This window comes from Chromohalobacter sarecensis (assembly GCF_023061135.1).
Classification (GTDB): domain Bacteria; phylum Pseudomonadota; class Gammaproteobacteria; order Pseudomonadales; family Halomonadaceae; genus Chromohalobacter; species Chromohalobacter sarecensis.
In genome coordinates, this window is record NZ_JAKGAN010000019.1 from 1 (window position 1) to 3,221 (window position 3,221).

A 3,221-nucleotide genomic window follows, 5' to 3' on the forward strand; every position below is an offset into this window, starting at 1 on the left:
CCTGACGATGACCTACTCTCGCATGGGGAAGCCCCACACTACCATCGGCGCTAAGCGGTTTCACTGCTGAGTTCGGCATGGGATCAGGTGGGACCCGCTCGCTATGGTCGTCAGGCGAAACAGGTGTCACGGCCCCTGTCAGGGACCACGACGCAATCGGGAATAAGCTGACGCGATCGTCTCTCACGCATCCGGATCGGGAACGTCCCCAGACCCTTTGGGTGTTATATGGTCAAGCCTCACGGGCCATTAGTACACGTTAGCTCAACGCCTTGCAGCGCTTCCACACCGTGCCTATCAACCAGCTGGTCTCGCTGGGCCCTTCAGGAGGCTCGAGGCCTCGGGGAGATCTCATCTTGAAGGGGGCTTCCCGCTTAGATGCTTTCAGCGGTTATCCCGTCCGCACATAGCTACCCGGCAATGCCACTGGCGTGACAACCGGAACACCAGAGGTGCGTCCACTCCGGTCCTCTCGTACTAGGAGCAGCCCTTCTCAAATCTCCAACGCCCACGGCAGATAGGGACCGAACTGTCTCACGACGTTCTAAACCCAGCTCGCGTACCACTTTAAATGGCGAACAGCCATACCCTTGGGACCGACTTCAGCCCCAGGATGTGATGAGCCGACATCGAGGTGCCAAACACCGCCGTCGATGTGAACTCTTGGGCGGTATCAGCCTGTTATCCCCGGAGTACCTTTTATCCGTTGAGCGATGGCCCTTCCATACAGAACCACCGGATCACTAGAACCTGCTTTCGCACCTGCTCGACGTGTCTGTCTCGCAGTCAAGCACCCTTATGCTCTTGCACTCATTGCACGATTTCCAACCGTGCTGAGGGTACCTTCGTGCTCCTCCGTTACGCTTTGGGAGGAGACCGCCCCAGTCAAACTACCCACCACACACTGTCCTCGACCCGGATAACGGGCCCAAGTTAGAACGCCAATGATGCCAGGCTGGTATTTCAAGGGTGGCTCCCCTAGGACTGGCGTCCCAGGTTCCAAGCCTCCCAGCTATCCTACACAAGCAACATCAGCATCCAGTGTGAAGCTATAGTAAAGGTTCACGGGGTCTTTCCGTCTAGCCGCGGGGACACCGCATCTTCACGGCGATTTCAATTTCACTGAGTCTCGGGTGGAGACAGCGTGGCCATCATTACGCCATTCGTGCAGGTCGGAACTTACCCGACAAGGAATTTCGCTACCTTAGGACCGTTATAGTTACGGCCGCCGTTTACCGGGGCTTCGATCAAGCGCTTCGCCGGAGCTAACGCCATCAATTAACCTTCCGGCACCGGGCAGGCGTCACACCCTATACGTCCGCTTACGCGTTAGCAGAGTGCTGTGTTTTTAATAAACAGTTGCAGCCACCTGGTATCTTCGACCGGCTCGAGCTCAGGACGCGAAGTCCGTCACCCTATGCCGGCGCACCTTCTCCCGAAGTTACGGTGCCATTTTGCCTAGTTCCTTCACCCGAGTTCTCTCAAGCGCCTTGGGATTCTCACCCTGACCACCTGTGTCGGTTTGGGGTACGGTCGCATGTGATCTGAAGCTTAGAGGCTTTTCCTGGAAGCGTGGCATCGATGACTTCCAGACCGTAGTCTGTTCGTCTCGTGTCTCGGCCTTGAGGTCCCGGATTTGCCTGAGACCTCAGCCTACTCACTTTCACCAGGACAACCAACGCCTGGCTCACCTAGCCTTCTTCGTCCCCTCATCGCAATCACATCCGGTACGGGAATATTAACCCGTTTCCCATCGACTACGCCTTTCGGCCTCGCCTTAGGGGCCGACTCACTCTGCTCCGATTGACGTCGAACAGAAACCCTTGGTCTTCCGGCGTGCGGGGTTTTCACCCGCATTATCGTTACTCATGTCAGCATTCGCACTCGTGATATCTCCAGCGCGCTTCTCAACGCCCCTTCACAGACTTACACGACGCTCCTCTACCGCGCATCCAGAGGATGCGCCCGTAGCTTCGGCATCTGGTTTGAGCCCCGTTACATCTTCCGCGCAGGCCGACTCGACTAGTGAGCTATTACGCTTTCTTTAAAGGATGGCTGCTTCTAAGCCAACCTCCTAGCTGTCTAAGCCTTCCCACATCGTTTCCCACTTAACCAGAATTTGGGGGCCTTAGCTGACGGTCTGGGTTGTTTCCCTTTTCACAACGGACGTTAGCACCCGCTGTGTGTCTCCCACGCTGCACTCATCGGTATTCGGAGTTTGCCTCGGGTTGGTAAGCCGGGATGGCCCCCTAGCCGAAACAGTGCTCTACCCCCGACGGTGATACGTGAGGCGCTACCTAAATAGCTTTCGAGGAGAACCAGCTATCTCCGGGCTTGATTAGCCTTTCACTCCGATCCACAGCTCATCCCCGCATTTTTCAACATACGTGGGTTCGAGCCTCCAGTCAGTGTTACCTGACCTTCACTCTGGCCATGGATAGATCGCCCGGTTTCGGGTCTATATCCAGCGACTCGTCGCCCTGTTAAGACTCGGTTTCCCTACGCCTCCCCTAGTCGGTTAAGCTCGCCACTGAATATAAGTCGCTGACCCATTATACAAAAGGTACGCGGTCACAGAACGTGTCTGCTCCCACTGCTTGTACGCATACGGTTTCAGGATCTATTTCACTCCCCTCGCCGGGGTTCTTTTCGCCTTTCCCTCACGGTACTGGTTCACTATCGGTCAGCCAGGAGTATTTAGCCTTGGAGGATGGTCCCCCCGTCTTCAGTCAAGGTTTCTCGTGCCCCGACCTACTCGATTTCACCAATGCGGGTTTTCGGTTACGGGGCTATCACCCACTATGGCCGGCCTTTCCAGGCCGTTCACCTAACCGTGCATTGACTTAAGGGCTAGTCCCCGTTCGCTCGCCGCTACTTAGGGAATCTCGGTTGATTTCTTTTCCTCGGGGTACTTAGATGTTTCAGTTCCCCCGGTTCGCCTCCCAACCCCTATGAATTCAGGGTGGGATACCCAGCTTGTGCTGGGTGGGTTTCCCCATTCAGAGATGCCCGGGTCGTAGGTTGTTTGCCACCTCACCGAGCCTTATCGCAGGCTACAACGTCTTTCATCGCCTCTGGCTGCCTAGGCATCCACCGTATGCGCTTCATCGCTTGACCATATAACCCCAAAGGGTCTGGCCTGGCGACGATCACGATTTTGCCGGATACGCTTGAGACGTATCGTCTTGCTTTGTCAGCTTATTCCACATTGTTAAAGAGCA

Annotated in this window: 2 rRNA genes; both read right to left on the reverse strand. The window is 55.9% G+C overall.

Annotation, left to right across the window (positions count from 1 at the left end):
• A 5S ribosomal RNA gene (gene rrf, locus L1071_RS16100) occupies window positions 1-115 on the reverse strand; the annotation flags it as partial.
• A 113-nt stretch (window positions 116-228) separates the two neighbouring features.
• Window positions 229-3,117 (reverse strand): 23S ribosomal RNA (locus L1071_RS16105).
• Window positions 3,118-3,221 lie beyond the last annotated feature (104 nt).